Below are 15,909 nucleotides of genomic sequence, written 5' to 3' on the forward strand. Positions count from 1 at the left end.
TTTCTGTCCAGGTCTGTTTCAGGACTCACCGATCCCGAGGGGGGTGAGCAGTTTCACCACCAACGGCAGCACTAACAGCACGGTGATCAGGCGCACGGCATGGAGCGCGGCCACGGCAGCTCCGACGCCGAATTCAGCGCCCACCAGACTCATGCCGCTGATGCCGCCCGGAGCGGCGCCGAGCAGGGCGACCACGGGATCAACCCCGAGCAGGCGACTGGTCCAGAGTCCCACCACGAGGCCGGTCATCACCAGGGTGAGCGTGATCAGCACCGCAGGCCGCCAGAGCTGTTGCAGCTGATGCAGGGCGTCCCGGGTCAGGCCTGTGCCGATCACGGTGCCGATGCCGATCTCCAGGGCTGTGCGCGTGCCGTGAGGCCATTCGGCCACAGGCAGGCGTCCGCTCATGCTGACCAGTCCGGCGCCAAGCAGAGCTCCGGCGAGGGGAGCGGCGGGAATGCCGGTGCGCAGGGCCAGCAGGCCCAGGGTTGCTCCAGCCAGCAGATACACCAGAGGCGTTGCCGGAACAGGCATGGAAGGGATTCCGATCAGGAAGCCTTCCAGTCTGATCTGCCATGTGTTGTCATCGGCTCAGTCCTTCCGGCTCGCCGCGGCCATGACCCAGTCCGTGTCCTTTCGCATCACCCGCACCGCTGAGGATGTGGCCCAGACCCTCAATGCCCTTTCGCAACGGTTGGTGAAACTGGAGCAGCGGCTTGAGAGCCTGGAGCTTCAGCTGCGCCAGCAGCAGCAGGCCGGAACGATGGCCGCCGAGGAGCTTGAGCGCCTCGATGGTGTGGATTTGATCCTGCAGGAGTGTCAGGACCTGCTGCGCGAGTCGGAAGCGATCACGGAACCATCCAGTCGTGATCAGGACATGGCGCTGGAGAGCCTGGCTGCCTGAGGCTGAGTGGCCTTGGAACACCAGCACATCCTGGCCAGAGGTGTCAAAATAAAAAGAAAGCCAACCATGGCACACACCAACTCCCTCTCTTGTGCTCCGGGTGCTTCCCTCCGCCCGGCTCGGATTGCTTCTCCCTCCTGTGCCCGCCGAGGTTTCGTTGAGGGTGGGCATCAGTTGGAGAAACTGGAATTCGCCCTCGCTGTGGCGATGAGCCGCGGCGATGATGGCCGCTCCGCCCAGCTGCGTGAGCAGATTGAAGCCCTCGGCGGCAATGTCGAAGAGCCGGGAACCTGACATCTCTGGCTGCGGCATCGATGCAGCGTCGATGCCGCGGGGCTCACATCGGATGGTTGTTTTGTGCTGAGCAGAGATAAGATTGCAGAAGATTGATTGTTTGCATTGACCTCCACATTGCTGAAGTCCACGCCAGCGCGTTCGCTGTCTGTGGCTGGGGCGGATCAGCGACAGTCGCATCTCAACCAGGCACAGTCATTGTTTGCGGAAGCCCGTGCCCATGCCGATGCCGGGCGCATTGATGCCTCAGCTGCATGCATTCTCAAAGCCCTGGATCAGGAGCGGCGTGCCGGTAGCGTTGGACCACAGGTGTTGCAACTGATCAAACCGAGGTCGTAAACACGGTTGATCGCAGTTGAACACTCCTATTAATTCCGTAAGCGGGTGACCGGACTCGAACCGGCGACGTTCAGCTTGGGAAGCTGACATTCTACCACTGAATTACACCCGCATGAGCGGCAGTGTATGTCACTGCCGCCGGATTTTTGGTCGCGCTCAGCCTTGCAGCGCTTCAGCTGCCGCCGCAACGCCGGCTCCCATGCTGCCCTTGTGCAGACCCAGCCCATGGAGTGTGGCTTCGATCGCCGAGACGGCGGTGAGCACATCGCGATCGCAGACGAAGCCGAGGTGGCCGATCCGGAACACCTGGCCCTTGAGATGGTCCTGGCCACCGGCCAGGAGGATGTCGAAGCGATCTTTCACGGCCTTGCGCAGTTGTTCGGCGTCGAGACCTTCGGGGGCCACCGCCGTGATCGCCGGGCTGCCATGACCTTCAGCGGCGTAAAGGCGCAGACCGATCGCTTTCATGCCGGCCTGGGCGGCGGCCCGGTGGCGGGCATGACGGGCAAAGATCGATTCCAGGCCTTCAGCCTGCATCATCTCCAGGGCCGCTTCTAGGGCGAAATAGAGGTTGACCGCCGGTGTGAATGGATTGCTGTGTTTCGCCGCCGTTTTCCGATACGGACCCAGATCGAGATAGAACTTGGGCAGATCGGAGCGCTCGTAGGCCTGCCAGGCCCGCTCGCTCATGGCCACAAAGCTCAACCCCGGCGGCATCATGTAGCCCTTCTGCGAGCCAGAGGCCACCACATCCAGGCCCCAGGCATCCATCGGCACGTTGCTGGCCCCCAGGCTGGTGACACAGTCGGCGATGGTGAGTGCTGTGCCGTGGGCCTTCACGTGGGCGCTGATCGCCTCCAGGTCATTGATCACCCCGGTGGAGGTTTCCGAATGGGTGAGGATCACGGCGCGGATCTCTTTCTGCGTGTCTGCTTCCAGGGCGTTGCGGAAGGCCTCCGGATCGAGGGGCTGCCCCCATTCGGCCTTGATCACCTCCACGTTGAGCCCATAGGCGCGGGCCACTTTCACCCAGCGTTCCCCGAACTTGCCGTTGTCACCGCAGAGCACCCGATCACCGCGGCTGAGGGTGTTGATGATTCCCGCTTCCATCGCTGCGGTGCCGCTGCCCGTGATCACGAGCACATCGCCGCTGGTCTGATGCAGCCAACGCAACTGCTCGGTGGTGCGTTGCACCACGGCCTGGAACTCACCGCTGCGGTGTCCGATCGGATGCCGGCCCATCGCCTTGAGCACCGTCTCGGGCACCGGGGTCGGCCCGGGGATCATCAGGGTGAGCTTGTCCTGCACGGGCCTCGGATCGGGAATCGGACATTGTAAAAAATGACCACAGGCCTCCTGTTGCAACGCGAACACCCATGGCCGAGGCCCCCCGCATGGATTCGTCTGGTCTGACCCTCCCGGTGTGGGTGGCGGCAGCGGCGCGGGCTGCTCTTCAGTGCCTGCTGGGGATGCCGGTAGAGGAGACGCAGGTGTTGACGCTGCCCGATCGCAGCGAGCCCCTGCGCGTGCCGGTGCAGTCGGTCGCTCCCCTCGCCCAGGGTGAGCAGGCTCTGGCGATCAGTCTGTGTGATCCCGGTCAGGGGCTTGACCTGACCCGTGGGCTGGAGATCTGGGTGCGGCTCTGTTGGCGACTGCCGGCGCCGATCGAAACGGAGGGCGACGACTGGTTGGAGCTGGTGGCCGGGGAAGGGGTGGGGCGGATGGAGGCCGATCAGCGGCTCTGCATCTCCTCCTTCGCGCGCCAGTTACTGCAACGGAATCTGCAGCCGTTGTTGCCCCGGGGCCGCGCCCTCAGGCTCGAGGTGATCCTGCCGGCCGGCCGGGCCCTGGCGGAGCGCACCAGCAATGCCGCCTTCGGGGTGGTGGATGGACTGGCCCTGATCGGCACCCAGGCCGAGGTGCAGGCCAGCGCCTCACCCGACCAGCTCAAGGCGACGCTCGAGCAACTGACGCAACTCACCCGGGCTGCCGCTTTTGAGGGCGCTCTGGTGGTGGTGATCGGCGAAAACGGTCTCGATCTTGCCCGCAGCAGCGGTCTGGCCGATCGGCTGCCCGTGCTCAAGGTGGGCAATTGGATCGGTCCGGTGTTGGTGGCGGCGGCGGAAGCGGGCGTTCAGGAGTTGTTGTTGCTCGGGTATCACGGCAAGTTGATCAAACTGGCCGGTGGGATCTTCCACACCCATCACCACCTGGCCGATGGCCGCCTCGAGGTGTTAGTTGCCCTGGCGGTGCGTGAGGGCTGGGCCTCGGAACGGCTGCAGCCCCTGCTCCAACTCCCATCACTGGAGGCGGCTCTCCTGGCCTTGTCGGAGTGCGATCCCGAGGCGGCCGGCGCTTTGTGGCAGGCGATCGCGGCCGCAGTGGAGCAGCGCAGCCGCACCTACCTGGAGCGCTATGGCCGTTGGCCGCTCCGGATCGGCGCCGCCCTGTTCGATCGTTCCCGTTGCCTGCGCTGGGCCGGGCCCGAGGGCCTGCGCCTACTGAACCGTTGGGGCAGCGGTTTGCAGAGGCCGATCTGAGCCCTTCATTACGCTGAAGATCACGACGGTCGTCCTGATTCGACCCACCTGCCGAGATGTCCTCAACCCAGTCCGATGGCCAGCGCAAGCCGGCCATCGTCATTCTTGATTTCGGTTCCCAATACTCCGAGCTGATTGCTCGGCGCGTGCGTGAAACCGAGGTGTATTCGGTGGTGTTGGGCTACAGCACCTCCGCCGAAGAGCTTCGCGAGTTGGCGCCAAAGGGAATCATTCTCAGCGGGGGCCCCAGTTCGGTGTACGCGGAGGGAGCTCCCCTCTGTGATCCGGCGCTCTGGAGCCTGGGGGTCCCGGTGCTCGGCGTCTGTTACGGCATGCAGCTGATGGTGCAGCAGCTGGGGGGCCGCGTCGAGGCGGCCACCGGCAAGGCGGAATACGGCAAGGCCCCTCTGGTGGTGGACGACCCCACCGACCTGCTCACGAATGTGGACGACGGCTCGACGATGTGGATGAGCCACGGTGATTCCGTTGAGGCGTTGCCGGAAGGCTTCGTGGGCCTCGCTCACACGGCCAACACGCCGATGGCGGCTGTGGCCGACCATCAACGCCGGCTTTACGGCGTGCAGTTTCACCCCGAAGTGGTCCATTCCACCTGCGGGATGGCCCTGATCCGCAACTTCGTGTATCACATCTGCGGTTGTGAACCCGACTGGACCACGGCGGCCTTCATTGAAGAGGCCGTGAGGCTGGTGCGGGAGCAGGTGGGTGAGAAGCGCGTGCTGCTGGCCCTATCGGGTGGTGTGGACTCCTCCACGTTGGCCTTTCTGCTCAAGAAAGCGATCGGCGATCAGCTCACCTGCATGTTCATCGATCAGGGATTCATGCGAAAGGGGGAGCCCGAGTTCCTCATGGATTTCTTCGATCGCAAGTTCAACATTCATGTGGAGTACATCAACGCGCGCAAGCGTTTTCTCGACAAACTCGCCGGCATCACCGATCCTGAGGAGAAGCGCAAGATCATCGGCACGGAGTTCATCCGGGTGTTCGAGGAGGAGAGCAAGCGCCTTGGCCCCTTCGATTACCTCGCCCAGGGCACCCTGTATCCGGATGTGATTGAGAGTGCCGGCACCAACATTGATCCCAAGACCGGCGAACGGGTGGCCGTGAAGATCAAGAGCCACCACAACGTGGGCGGTTTGCCGAAGGATCTGCAGTTCAAGTTGGTGGAGCCGCTGCGCAAGCTGTTCAAAGATGAGGTGCGCAAGGTGGGCCGCAGCCTCGGTCTGCCGGAGGAGATCGTGCGTCGCCATCCCTTCCCCGGACCGGGCCTGGCCATCCGCATCCTCGGTGAGGTCACCGATGAGAAGCTCGACTGCCTGCGCGATGCCGATCTGATCGTGCGTGAGGAGATCAAGGAGGCTGGCCTTTATCACGAGATCTGGCAGGCCTTTGCCGTCTTGCTGCCCGTCCGCTCCGTGGGTGTGATGGGCGATAAGCGCACCTATGCCTGGCCGATTGTGTTGCGTTGCGTATCGAGCGAAGACGGCATGACCGCGGATTGGTCGCGTCTGCCGCCGGAGCTGATGGAGCGGATCTCCAACCGGATCGTCAATGAGGTGAAGGGGGTGAACCGGGTGGTGCTCGACATCACCAGCAAGCCACCCGGAACAATCGAGTGGGAGTAGTTCAGGGGGTCTAATCCCTTACTACAACTACCTGTAGGGGGTTTCACCTGCGTTTCACCCCGTGTTTGGGGTGACTGGGGACAAGGGGTTTGGAAGGTCGGTTTCACCCGAGTTTCACCCAATGCCCTGTCTCCGTCTCTACAGAGATGTCGTCCAACTCTGGTTTTCTCTACGGGTGTGTCTCTACGACGTGTAGAGAATTCGTAGAGAACAAGTCCCTTCCTAAACAGCACTTTTCTACGACACAACGTAGAGAAAACGTAGGAAAATACCTATGTCGTCATGGAAGGGAGAACTGAAGTGGGAAGCAGAGGAAACAATCAGACCTCCTATGCCCTGTATGAGGAACTGATGCACCTACGGGTTAGTCCCGAAGCACAGGTGCCTTACCTGTACAAACGAAGGGACAAGCAGGTGCATCTCCCTGTTGAGGAACGCACCTATCAACTCCGCATCCCTGTCCCCAACACCAAAGGTCTTAGGAAGTCTCTGAGGACCTCTGACAGGTCTGCTGCCATAGAGAAAGCAGCAGAGGAGGTTCTGGAACTCAAGTACGTTCTGAAGAACGGAGGGAGTGTCCTGCCTTTGTCTGTGGAGGACCTGGTGGAAAAGTTTCTCCAGACCAAACGTGCCCTCATACGTGGGGAATGGGAGGGGAAGGAAGACGCAGGACGCAGAAGCATCACCAAGGAGAGGTATGCCCTGATTGCAGGGAAACTGCGGAACTACTTGGTTCCGTTCCTTGGTGCCAAGTCAGATGCCCGCAGCATTCCCTATGCCAAGTGGAAAGAGTGGCAGACGTGGAGGGTTGAGAGCAGGCACACCCGCACTGGTGGAAGGCCAAAAGCAATCACCCTCCAAAACGAGATGGGAATGATTAGGGAGTGCTGGAAATGGGGGATGGAGAACTCCCATCTGCCCCTCTCTCCAAAACTCCCCTTCCAGGACGAGAACCTGGTGACTGACGACAAGGTGAGGAGGGACACCTGGGAACCCGATGAGTGGAAACCCTTTAGACGTCGTCTCCGTGAGTGGTTGAAAGAGCAGCAGCAACTACCCCAGGAGGAGTTCTGGGATGCCTGGGTTGCCTATCAGATGGTGTTTTTCCTTGCCAACTGCGGGATGCGTGTTGGGGAACTCGTGAAGGTCAAGAGGAAGGACCTTACGTTTTTTCAACGCAACGTTGGGAAGAATGGAGAGGACGAAACGATGCTTTGCTGCCTCGTTCAGGTTCATAAGTCCAATAAAACGGGTGCCCGTGAGGTGAATGCGATGGGTGGTCTCTTTGCCCGTCGTGTCTGGGATAAGTCACAGCATCGTTCTATGGATGATTTTCTGTTCTGCCATTTGGATGGAACCCCATTCACTACCAAGCAGTTCAGAACTCAGTTCCGAAGGATGATTGCTTTCACAAAGGAGGAAGAGAGGACTGGCAAGCACCTGGTTCCATACGCACTAAGACACTTTTATGCATCCATCCGTTTGCAGAACGGCACGTCTCGTTCTGCACTTTGTGAAAATATGGGATGTACAGAACCTTATCTGCGGAAGCACTATTCCCACTACCTCAACCGACTTGCGACTGCTGACCTAATGAGGATGAATAAGGATATTGGTCTTGGTGGAAAGGTTATTCCTGAAGGAGAAGATTTCCTCGTTCCTGATGTGATGCTTGATTAGAGTAGACCACTTCTTTTGAGGATGGTGTTATTCCAGATTGCCAACTCTTTTCTTTTGCCTAATACCTCTTCTAAACGCAACTTGTAGTTGTATCGTTGTGCTCTGTCTTCTATGCTTGCCATTAGATATTGCACTTTGGAGACGTATGCCTGTCCGTGTGTCTCCCAGAACTTGTCTCTGCCTCCATCTGTCTTGATGAGGAACCCTGTGAATTGACGTAGGGGTGTGTCTCGCACCTCATCAATGGTCTTGAGGTTGAACTGCTTCTTCACGTCCTCAGGAAGTTGCAAGAACCACTTGTGCGTGAGTTCTCCTTCCAGGACTTCTCTCCAGAAGGCAGCACGTTTGCGTCTCTCCTCTTCTCTCAGAGATGCAATGCCTGCTGTGGTTGCTTGCCTCAGGACCACTCCGTGCTCCTGACACACCCTTCTGAGTGCCTCCTCGAGTGCCTTGGATGCCTTCCCTGCCAGAGGTGTCTCTTCGGGTCTGAAGACACTCCAGAGGTGTTCTTGCTTGGCACCCCAACGACCTTTGTCCCCATCTGTTGCTGCAAGTGCAGGGAACCTGACTTGCTTGGCATATGCCCTTGCTGCACTGACGGAAGTAGCAGGAGTGATGCTCTTGCTTCTGATGCCCGTGACCAGTTCCGCAGGGGTAAGGGAGCAGAGGACGTGGATGGTTGAGTAAGAGGCAGGGAGACCCTTAACCACGTCTCTACGTTCCTTGTCGGTCAGTTGCTTCAGGGTCTTGCCGATGACCCGCAACTTGGAGAACACCTTGTCGTTGATGCCTGTCTCCTCCCTGAAGAGGGAGAACGTTGGTCTCTTCAGACGTGTTGCTGTTGCATCTATCCCCAGGCACAGGGTCACGATTTGCTCTGGGGTGCCTGTGTATGGGTTCTCTTCTGCCAGTCGCACGAAGGTGGCAAAACCTTTCTCCAGTTGGTCTGACACGTCACCCGTCTTCCGTATGGAGACACTCTACTGCGGAACGTAGAGATTTTGTAGAGAAAAGACCCAAGGACAAAGAGCACATTTCTACGACACAACGTAGAGAAATTGTGGGATTATATAAGGGTCAAACAAAGCAAAGGAGATTTCCTTATGTCTAATTCAAAAACCCTCACAATCAAGTTTGATTCTGCTCGAAGTGCTAAGTCATTCATGGATGACATTACCGATCTGATTTACTGGAATGATCAGGAAAGGGATTCTGATGATCGTTGTTTTGAGGGTCCTGATGAGTCCAATCAAATTGGATTTTCGTGGGATGGTGATACCTTTCTCTCTGCTAATTCTGCAAGTCGGCAAATCCGTCAAGAGGTGTATGGGGTTTGTGGTTTCTGAAATGAACTCAGCACAGGTCAATCGCAGGATTGAGGACTACCTTCGGGACCTTGCTGATGAAGGAACCTTCCGTATGCGTAAGAAGACAGGGCATCCTGTCTGTGTTGCTTCCTATGGGGGTGAACAGAGATCTTTCACCCTTTGCTCATCCCCTGGAGGGAACTACCAGAAGTATGCGGTCTGGAACCTGAATCGGTTCGTGTCGTCTCTCCCTTTGGAGGAGGCACAAAGGTTCTCTCTACATAAGTTCTTCGAGGACCTCTGACCCTCGTAAAACCCTGGTTTTGGGGACCAGGAGACAGAAGGTAATAACTCCCCTTTTATTCACTTACTATTGGAGAAAATCTTATGAATTACACACCAGAACAACTTGATGCGATGAAGGCAAAAACTCAATGTCTTCATAATGCTCGGAATGCCCTTAAGAAAGCACTTCGACAGGTTTTGAACTCACCCGAGCATGAACGACTTTCCAACTACTGCAAGGCAGATATCCTGTTGGACTTGGAGAACAATGGTGAATATAACCCTCTCGGGTGATTGATCTAATAGGGGATCAGATAATACCTCCTCCTTGATTGCTTGACCCCCTGGGAACTCAAAAATCCTGGGGGATTTTTTTAGACATATGGATTTTTAGTTCGTTTGAGGATGCATACTTTTGTAGCACTAAAGGCCCCATTGATTTTTATCGTATTATCTGCCATGTCACGAATACCTTCATTCGTGTACATAGTTTACAGGTAAAGACAAATTTAAAAAGATTGAAGTTCCAGAAAATGGTGCAAAAATGAAAATTCTCTTATGCACTCGAACTATGATCCTAGGATGTAAGTCAAATGGGACTAATAAAAGTTGGCAAATTGCTAAAGCATAAGCAACTGAACAATTTCACAAAGACAGAAGTGCTCCTGGATCTTCAAAGCAATGAGAAATCATTTGTTTCCTCTGCGATGCAATTCATATTTGCTTGTATTGCAATGCTTCACAGAGAGAGTCTTTTGATACTGTTAGGATCGGTAAAGTGTTCTGATAGTATTGAATGCATATATTGCCCTTTTTAGTTACTTCATGAATTGATTGACTGGTCAATATGCTTTTCCCGTATGCAGTATCAGGGAAAATCATAAACTTAAATGCATTTGCATCTCCCTGATTGCTTTTATGAATGAGTATATCCGTTTTGCCAATCTCAATATTGTTCAATCTTAGGTAGCATGAGTTGTATTTTGACCACATTCCATATGATGTTTTAGCATCAATCTCTCCATCTGAGTTGCAACTGCTCAAAATTTTGTTTCTATAATCTTCATCAAAAAGTAATCTCTCTTCATCTGATCGAATAGATTTGTCAACTTTTTCTGTGTCTTTTGCCTCTGGAAGAGATTTGCTTTGATTTATCGAGGAGCATGAAGTTAATAAAATAGCAAGGAGAATTAGTGGTTTATGCACTTTCCTCCTCTGATTCATTTTCTCTATGATCTAAAATTTCAATATCTGAACTTTGTTTTTCTTTGCAAAAGGTATACAATGCTTCTCTGGTTACAGAAGAAATGGTTCGATTTTCGATAAATGCAAGTTTTTTAAGAGAAAGATGTAAATCATCGGACACCAAAAGAGTTATTCTTCTCATGTGTTTTTAACCACTACACCAAACTCTCATGTTAGAAGCAGGCATGTCAAGTTGCAGCACTGCATTTTGCTGCTTTATGCAGTTTTCGCATTATGTGCTTTGTGGCAGCACAGCAGCACAGCAGCACAGCAGCACAGCAGTTTTACTCTCTTAAACTGCTATTGACTATGTTTTCTCCAAACAATTTGTTCTCTTCTGCTTGAAGGTGTTCTTTTTTCCAGTGCGATATTTGTTCTTTGAGATAGTTTATTGATGATAAATCTTCCTTTTGCTCTTCGTCCAACGCATATAGTTTTGAATAGTAAAACTCAAGTCGTTCTTCGATTTCACGAATAGAATATGTCTTTTGCATTTCTAAATCTCGTTACCTTTTGTGTTTAGTGTTGTAAGAGTCTCTGATTAGATCTTCCAGAAGATCCTCAATAGAGATTCTTCTCTTTTTAGACAACTCTACAAGCATGTGATAATGAACGTTGCTTAACTTGATTTGTTTCATTGTTAATCAGATAAAAGTCAGATCCTTCTGCTGCTGATGCACTTTGTAAAGATACTTAAGTGCATATTTGTGTAGATCAGAACGAGTAGGTATGCATAAGTCGTCTATAAGTGATTTTTCAAGATTCCAGAAAGCACCTGCTTCTCTCTCCTTATAAGACATCTGGAATCTATTTTGTTTCTTGTTTAATACTGGCATTCTTTGTGACTCCTTTTGGTGTATTGATGTTCAAGTGGGGTTTTTCAGATTATCCTGTAACTTTATTGGTCTCAGTCTAGGATCACCAGACATACTTTCTTCAAACCAATTCTAAATTACTTTCTTAATGCTTTCACTCACCTTCGGTTCGTGAAAATGCCTGCGGCATGAACTCTCTTGGGACTTTATGGTTAAGACCAAAGGGACAATTTCCTGAAACCCCTTATGTATTATATAGACAAATTAGAAGTTTAAGATGCACTCTTGCCTTGAATTCACTATGTTTACATTATAATTGAAATTTGATGCTTTGTCAAGTCTATTTGGCTCAGTAGGGTGTTGACTTATGTGGTGTCTTGTGTCATAATTCACTCATGACTGAAGAGTCAATAATATGCATTTCACACTTAAATCTAATGAATATCACGGATTGCGTTAAACAGATCAAAGATGCCCTTGTCATTTCTGTCGAAGGTAAAACAGTCTATCCAGAAGATTTCCCAATTAAAGATGGTTGGGGGATAGGTTTTAAGTTTGCTTGTCCATATTGCTGTCATAGAAAGCAGAGACCATCCAAGAAAAGAGAAAAGTGTGCGAGGATTTACCCAGTAACAGGTTGTTATACCTATAGATTTAGTTGCAATAAGTGTAATCAGTCTATGAGTATTCACAAATTTCTTGAAAACAAATTCCCTTGTGTATATCAAAGATACATGAGGGAAAAGATGATGCGGCAGAAAGACTATCGTCCAAAATTCAATGATTGATTTTTCCCCTTTGATTTGCGTCAAGCAAGATGGTTTTCATCTTCGGTTCTACAGTAATAATAGATTGCCTGAGAATTCCAAAGAAGAGATAGAAGATATCTAGTTCATGATGCTTGTTTTGCATTTTGCCTCCTTTGTCCCAATGTCCTCCCCTTTCTTGTCGAAATTTGCAAGCAACTCGTTTGTTTTTGCATTGTAAATGAAACTTGCTCTTCCCATTGCGTCGTTGCCCATAGATGCGTAGACAATTTCGTCTATCTCTGCTGATGGCATTACTTCGTTGTAGACTTGATTTCCTATCTTGACGAAGACCAATTCATTTTTCTTGGGTCTGTAGATAAAGGTTTCTTCGTTGGTGCAACTAATTAGGATTTGTGGATTGTCGGAGAGGGTCTTGTAAGCAACTGCTCCTGCTGCTGCAACAACTGCTGTTGCTGTTGCCAAAAGGATTTTCTTCATCGGACTGCCTATGCTTCCTTGATGATGCGGGTAATGGTTGCAAGAGCAAGTCCTGTCTGCTCCTTGATTGACCTGTAGGACTCCCCTTCCTTACGGAGACGAAGCACCAAGGACTCCTTCTTCCCAGTGGTCTTGGGTCTTCCACCAAGGTTCCCTCCTGTTCTTCTGCGGTGCTCCACGGACTCTCTGCTCCTCTCTTGGATCAGAGATCTCTCCACCTCAGAAAGTCCCGTAAGCAGTCCCACGACCAGGGGTGCCATCTTTCCCAGTGCTTGCGTATCGATCAGACCATCCAGGGTCTTCACATGGATCCCCTGCTGTTGGAGGTCGTTCAGTCGGTTGATCACTTCGACCTGAGACCTGCCCAGTCGATCCAACTTAGCAACGCAGAGAAGATCTCCTTTGCGGAGGACTGACAAGCAAGCACGGAGTTGGTGTCGTTGATCCAGGGTCGTGGTGCTGGAGACCTTCTCAGAGAAGACCTCTTCGCAACCTGCTTCCTTCAGTTCTTGGACCTGAGCATCCAGACCCTGCTGTTGGTGGGTCGTGGATGTCCTTGCGTAACCGATTTTCCGTCCCATCTGTTCGGAAAGAGTGAGCCTTTCTAGAATTACAACCCGAACACCCTTTCCGAACAACATCGCACCCAAAAAACTTAGTTCCGTCGGTTGTTCGTTTTTGTCTGAGGAACTCCTGAGTCTCCGAACAGCAACCGAACACCGATCTCTTGCTATGACTAATACGCATGTATTCGTGGAGGGTGATCATGGGAGACGGGTGGTTGTCGGACCCCGAAACGACCTGGACCTATCGGTTCCATCGGGATGACAAGTCCTGGGTGAGAGACCCCAAGGTCTTTGTGGATATGGGTCGTCCGATGTCCGATGGGTCTGCTGCTCTGCTGAAGACTCGTCGGCACATACGAAGGGAGCAAGCAGAGTCCATGTGGAAGGACCTGGTGCGTAAGGGGTGGAAGAAGGTCCCTGCTGTCTGGGGTCCTGACGCAGAACCCTGAGACCGCACCAGTCCCTAATGCACCAGGGCTGCCTGAAAGTCATTCGGAATTCGCCTGCGCGAGCCGAACCCCACCCAACGCCAGCATCCCTTTGATGTCGTAGGCCAGCTCCCGGAAGCCCTGGCGGATTGAGCGATAGCCACCACGGCGCAGCAGGTTCATCACCACGGTTCGCAGGAAGGAGAACACGCCGACACCGGTCCGATTGGTGTAGCGGTGTGCGTCCTCACCGAGCTGCGTATCGCGCACCCAGTGCCACTCGTTCTCAATGCTCCATCGCTGACGGACCAGTCGCAGCAGAGCATCTGGTGTGGTGCGCAGGCTGGTGATGAATCTGTGGCAGGCGATGTCCCGCTTGCCTTTGAGGGTCGTGCTGCTGGTGATCACCTCCACGATCCAGGCGCTGCCTGGCCAGTTCGCCTTGATGTGCTCTGGCGCCTCTTTGGCCTTGAGTTCCCAGCGTGTCTGGCGTCCGTGCCGCTTCTCGACATCCGTTGCTGCAAAAGGGATCTTGCGCTTTCCCTCGAACTGGCAGCCGATCTGCCGGTACAGGATCTTTTGGTTGGATTTGACGGTCAACAGGAGGTCGGCCCCCTGCTCCAGGCACCAGCGAAAAACGCCTGTGTCGTGTGCAGTGCGTCGGCCTGGATCAGGACGCCATTGAGATCAAGCGTGCTGAGCAGCTCCTTGAGCGCTGCCTTCTCACTGGACTCGTGGGTGTCATAGGTCGTCTGGGCCAACGCCACCCCAAGGGCTCGGGCGTAGACGGTGACCTGGGCAACGAACCGGTGGTTGCCGTCATCTGTCTCGATGGCGGAGCCCCGCAGGGTTTTCCCGTCGCAGACCAGTTGGTCCAGACCCTCGGCGCCACCTGGGATCTGGCTGATCATCCAGGCCTGCAGCACCTCGCCAAACTGCTGAAGATGCGCCTTATTGAACAGGTAAAGGAAGGTGGCATCTGACGGCCAGCGCTTGAAGTTCAGGTCCAGGGCCTGGTTCAGCGCCTCCCGGTGCCGCTTGGCAAAAGCCTCCAGATCGCGAGAGCTCCTGCAGCCGCTCAGGATCCCAAGCACCGCCACCAACAGCAGGAACCACTGCGGGTAACGCACGCCACGCCGGTAGCGGCCGTCGGGAATGGCCTTGAGAAAGTTGATCAGATCATCCGGTGCGCTCAGATCAGCTGCAACGGAGGCGGTTTCGGGCATCGGGAGCGGTGAGACCCGCTGACGAAACCCAATGGTGACAGGCCCGCCAAGGACTACAGGGACAGACTTTTAGGCGGCCCTGCCTAATGCACGGGTTTCACCTGCGTTTCACCCGACGGGGACACGATTTCTCTGCGTCTGAAGACGTTCCTTCTGCTTCACGACTTCTCTATAGATGCGTCGTCAGACCCCTCTAGAACCCTCTGTGAGAGGTGCTTCTGGGTTTCACCCCCGTTTCCCCACCTAAACTGGGGTTGAATCCACGAGTCCCCAGCAGGACGGGTGCTGAACTGGACTATCGAGTGGGAATAGGGCCGATCAGGGGCTGGTGATCCAGGCCCATCATCGATACCCTGAGCCCCCGGCCTGATTGTGTTGTGACCGCTGCCCAACAGCAGGACCAGCAGCTGCAGCGGCGTCTGCAGCAGGACAGCATTCAGCTGGCCGGTAAGACGATCTACATCAATCCGTTTCTCTACTGGCGCCGTTTCGACAGCAACACCGATCGCTGGTTGCGGGAGCCCGGTCAGCTGGGTGAAGAGCAGATCCGTAGCAACCGCGGTCGCTTTTATCCCGAACTGGCCTGGGATCTGCTCGACGAGGACGCCGTCCGCATCAAGGACGGTGCCGTGGAGATGTTTCTCAAGAGCCTGGAGCTGATCAGTACCTTTCATCCCGAGCTCACCTCCGGCCAGCTGCTGGAGGTGGAGCGCAAGATGGCGGTCACCAAGAAGCGCTCGTTTGAGCGCTGGGTGGAGAAGTCGTATCGCCGGCGCTTCAAGCAGGAGGTGCGGGAGCGGCGCCGTTTCGCCCGCGACCGTTTCCTGCGGGGGTGGCGGGAGTGGCTGGCGCTCGACACCACCCATCAGGCGATCGCTCCCCTGCTGGCTTTGATCGTGTTGGCGGCGGTGGGGGGGTGGACCCTTGGGGCTTCACAGTCGAGTTGCCCCACATTGATGCTGCCCGCAGAGCAGACTGGAGAGCGCTGATCGCCCCGGGCCATGGCCGACTCCCGACCCTTCGACGCCATGCGGCTGGCCCTGATGCAGGACGTGTTGCCGGTGGGGCTGGCGTTGCTGGACCGGGCGCGGCGTGGTGGTCCCGGCCGGGTGGTGGAGAGCTTCACGACCTCGCCCGAGCCGTTCAGTGATCTGCGCTCGGAGGGAGAGCCGGCGGCGCGTGAGCTGCGCGAACGCCTCGATCAGGTGAGCCCTGGTCTGGGTAATCCGGTGATGGAAGTAGCTGTGGAGGTGGAGGAGACGGTCGACGAGAAGGTGAAGGAGGAGTTGCCCGTGACGGTGGAAGACGAACGGCTGGCCCTGCAGGAAGCCCTGACCCGGATCGAGCAACGTCTTGTGCAGCTGCGGCAGCAGCTTGCATCCTGAGGGCA

At 54.7% G+C, this 15,909-nt stretch carries 17 protein-coding genes and 1 tRNA gene; 9 read left to right on the forward strand and 9 right to left on the reverse strand.

Annotated features, from left to right (window positions below; all coding sequences use genetic code 11):
* Positions 1-18 precede the first annotated feature (18 nt).
* Positions 19-534 (reverse strand): AbrB family transcriptional regulator, encoded by a 516-nt coding sequence (locus tag SynWH8101_RS00205; protein WP_007101096.1) that lies wholly within the window; start codon positions 532-534, stop codon positions 19-21.
* 82 nt (positions 535-616) lie between these two features.
* Between SynWH8101_RS00205 and SynWH8101_RS00210 the strand changes: the two genes are divergently transcribed.
* The gene (locus SynWH8101_RS00210) at positions 617-904 is read left to right on the forward strand and encodes a hypothetical protein (RefSeq protein ID WP_038001762.1); all 288 of its coding nucleotides are present in this window, start codon (positions 617-619) and stop codon (positions 902-904) included.
* A 66-nt stretch (positions 905-970) separates the two neighbouring features.
* Positions 971-1,198 (forward strand): hypothetical protein, encoded by a 228-nt coding sequence (locus SynWH8101_RS14280; RefSeq protein ID WP_130128076.1) that lies wholly within the window; start codon positions 971-973, stop codon positions 1,196-1,198.
* Between the two features lie 379 nt (positions 1,199-1,577).
* On the opposite strand, the gene SynWH8101_RS00225 is transcribed toward SynWH8101_RS14280, so the two are convergent.
* Positions 1,578-1,649, reverse strand: a tRNA-Gly gene (locus SynWH8101_RS00225).
* A 44-nt stretch (positions 1,650-1,693) separates the two neighbouring features.
* Positions 1,694-2,845 carry an alanine--glyoxylate aminotransferase family protein gene (locus SynWH8101_RS00230; RefSeq protein ID WP_130128078.1) on the reverse strand — a complete coding sequence of 384 codons (1,152 nt, stop codon included), beginning with the start codon at positions 2,843-2,845 and terminating at the stop codon, positions 1,694-1,696.
* Positions 2,846-2,913: 68 nt separating this feature from the next.
* On the opposite strand from SynWH8101_RS00230, the gene cbiD reads away from it, so the two are divergent.
* The 3 genes from cbiD to SynWH8101_RS00245 all read left to right on the forward strand — a co-directional run bounded on the left by cbiD (position 2,914) and on the right by SynWH8101_RS00245 (position 7,400).
* Positions 2,914-4,077 carry a cobalt-precorrin-5B (C(1))-methyltransferase CbiD gene (gene cbiD, locus SynWH8101_RS00235; RefSeq protein WP_130128079.1) on the forward strand — a complete coding sequence of 388 codons (1,164 nt, stop codon included), beginning with the start codon at positions 2,914-2,916 and terminating at the stop codon, positions 4,075-4,077.
* Positions 4,078-4,133: 56 nt separating this feature from the next.
* The gene (guaA, locus tag SynWH8101_RS00240; RefSeq protein ID WP_130128080.1) at positions 4,134-5,720 is read left to right on the forward strand and encodes a glutamine-hydrolyzing GMP synthase; all 1,587 of its coding nucleotides are present in this window, start codon (positions 4,134-4,136) and stop codon (positions 5,718-5,720) included.
* Positions 5,721-6,071: 351 nt separating this feature from the next.
* Positions 6,072-7,400, forward strand: a complete 1,329-nt coding sequence (locus tag SynWH8101_RS00245) for a site-specific integrase (protein ID WP_187007160.1) — start codon at positions 6,072-6,074, stop codon at positions 7,398-7,400.
* Here the strand turns inward: SynWH8101_RS00245 and SynWH8101_RS00250 are convergent.
* Positions 7,397-8,353, reverse strand: coding sequence for a hypothetical protein (locus SynWH8101_RS00250; protein ID WP_130128082.1), 957 nt, complete (start codon positions 8,351-8,353; stop codon positions 7,397-7,399). The two genes, SynWH8101_RS00245 and SynWH8101_RS00250, sit on opposite strands and share 4 nt — an antisense overlap.
* Positions 8,354-8,563: 210 nt before the next feature.
* Between SynWH8101_RS00250 and SynWH8101_RS00255 the strand changes: the two genes are divergently transcribed.
* Positions 8,564-8,746 carry a hypothetical protein gene (locus tag SynWH8101_RS00255; protein ID WP_130128083.1) on the forward strand — a complete coding sequence of 61 codons (183 nt, stop codon included), beginning with the start codon at positions 8,564-8,566 and terminating at the stop codon, positions 8,744-8,746.
* A 960-nt stretch (positions 8,747-9,706) separates the two neighbouring features.
* On the opposite strand, the gene SynWH8101_RS00260 is transcribed toward SynWH8101_RS00255, so the two are convergent.
* From SynWH8101_RS00260 to SynWH8101_RS00270, 3 genes are all read right to left on the reverse strand, one after another.
* Complete coding sequence (locus SynWH8101_RS00260) at positions 9,707-10,216, reverse strand: hypothetical protein (protein ID WP_130128084.1); 510 nt, start codon at positions 10,214-10,216, stop codon at positions 9,707-9,709.
* 1,723 nt (positions 10,217-11,939) lie between these two features.
* Positions 11,940-12,299 (reverse strand): hypothetical protein, encoded by a 360-nt coding sequence (locus tag SynWH8101_RS00265; protein ID WP_130128085.1) that lies wholly within the window; start codon positions 12,297-12,299, stop codon positions 11,940-11,942.
* Between the two features lie 8 nt (positions 12,300-12,307).
* Positions 12,308-12,880 (reverse strand): recombinase family protein, encoded by a 573-nt coding sequence (locus SynWH8101_RS00270; RefSeq protein ID WP_130130268.1) that lies wholly within the window; start codon positions 12,878-12,880, stop codon positions 12,308-12,310.
* Positions 12,881-13,065: 185 nt separating this feature from the next.
* On the opposite strand from SynWH8101_RS00270, the gene SynWH8101_RS00275 reads away from it, so the two are divergent.
* Positions 13,066-13,314 carry a DUF1651 domain-containing protein gene (locus tag SynWH8101_RS00275; RefSeq protein WP_130128086.1) on the forward strand — a complete coding sequence of 83 codons (249 nt, stop codon included), beginning with the start codon at positions 13,066-13,068 and terminating at the stop codon, positions 13,312-13,314.
* A 39-nt stretch (positions 13,315-13,353) separates the two neighbouring features.
* On the opposite strand, the gene SynWH8101_RS00280 is transcribed toward SynWH8101_RS00275, so the two are convergent.
* Together SynWH8101_RS00280 and SynWH8101_RS00285 are read right to left on the reverse strand one after the other, a co-directional pair.
* Positions 13,354-13,893 carry an ISAs1 family transposase gene (locus tag SynWH8101_RS00280; RefSeq protein ID WP_254427991.1) on the reverse strand — a complete coding sequence of 180 codons (540 nt, stop codon included), beginning with the start codon at positions 13,891-13,893 and terminating at the stop codon, positions 13,354-13,356.
* Positions 13,890-14,519: an ISAs1 family transposase gene (locus SynWH8101_RS00285; RefSeq protein WP_130128088.1), complete on the reverse strand. Its 630-nt coding sequence runs from the start codon at positions 14,517-14,519 to the stop codon at positions 13,890-13,892. The genes SynWH8101_RS00280 and SynWH8101_RS00285 overlap by 4 nt, the downstream gene beginning before the upstream one ends.
* Before the next feature lie 377 nt (positions 14,520-14,896).
* On the opposite strand from SynWH8101_RS00285, the gene SynWH8101_RS00290 reads away from it, so the two are divergent.
* Both SynWH8101_RS00290 and SynWH8101_RS00295 read left to right on the forward strand, forming a co-directional pair.
* Complete coding sequence (locus tag SynWH8101_RS00290) at positions 14,897-15,508, forward strand: hypothetical protein (protein WP_130128089.1); 612 nt, start codon at positions 14,897-14,899, stop codon at positions 15,506-15,508.
* 12 nt (positions 15,509-15,520) lie between these two features.
* The gene (locus SynWH8101_RS00295; protein WP_130128090.1) at positions 15,521-15,904 is read left to right on the forward strand and encodes a hypothetical protein; all 384 of its coding nucleotides are present in this window, start codon (positions 15,521-15,523) and stop codon (positions 15,902-15,904) included.
* Positions 15,905-15,909: the final 5 nt, after the last annotated feature.

Origin of the sequence: Synechococcus sp. WH 8101 (assembly GCF_004209775.1) — a bacterium.
In the GTDB taxonomy this organism is placed as follows: Bacteria; Cyanobacteriota; Cyanobacteriia; order PCC-6307; family Cyanobiaceae; genus Synechococcus_C.